This window comes from Paenibacillus sp. P4_A9 (genome assembly GCF_056402415.1).
The window spans coordinates 1-521 of record NZ_JBFUHL010000253.1 but is presented as its reverse complement, the minus strand read 5'-3'; the positions used below and the strand labels follow the sequence as shown (position 1 = coordinate 521).

At 36.2% G+C, this 521-nt stretch carries 1 protein-coding gene; it reads left to right on the top strand.

Going from position 1 to position 521, the window contains the following annotated elements; translation table 11 throughout:
• Positions 1-86: 86 nt before the first annotated feature.
• Entirely contained in the window at positions 87-305 is a 219-nt protein-coding gene (locus AC1DVJ_RS31335) for a hypothetical protein (protein ID WP_477596873.1), read from the top strand.
• Positions 306-521 lie beyond the last annotated feature (216 nt).

The following is a 521-nucleotide window of genomic DNA, read 5'->3' as shown; positions in this document are numbered from 1 at the left end:
ACGTATATGATTATGAATAGGAGCTCCTATATAATTAGTGATAACAAGTGATTTCTTAAACAATCGAATTGAAGGTGGGTTGTCTTATGAATATGACGTTCTATTATGTGATATTTACGGTAATCTTAGTAGTTGGCGTTATGGCTACACTTATGATTGGCTTTTCGCGTAAGAATCGTGAAGGGGATCAATCCTATTTTCAGAAAACAGGGGTCAAGTGGGTTCGGCTCTCAGCACTTTACGTCATCTCCATAACAGCAGGATTATTAGCTTTGCTAGCCTTTATTCGATATTCGATTGAATAGTATGGATTCAGAATGATCTCCTTAACCGGGGATYTTTTTTTATTTTGAATTTTTGACGAATTGGTAGGGATATACTATGACTGGGGAATTATGCGATGAAAGTAAGCTTTGATCTATGTTAGTAATTGATGGAGGTTTATGAATGAAGTCAAATCAGGATAAGCTTTCGATTTTCGCCCTCGGTGGTGTGAATGAAATCGGTAAAAATATGTATGT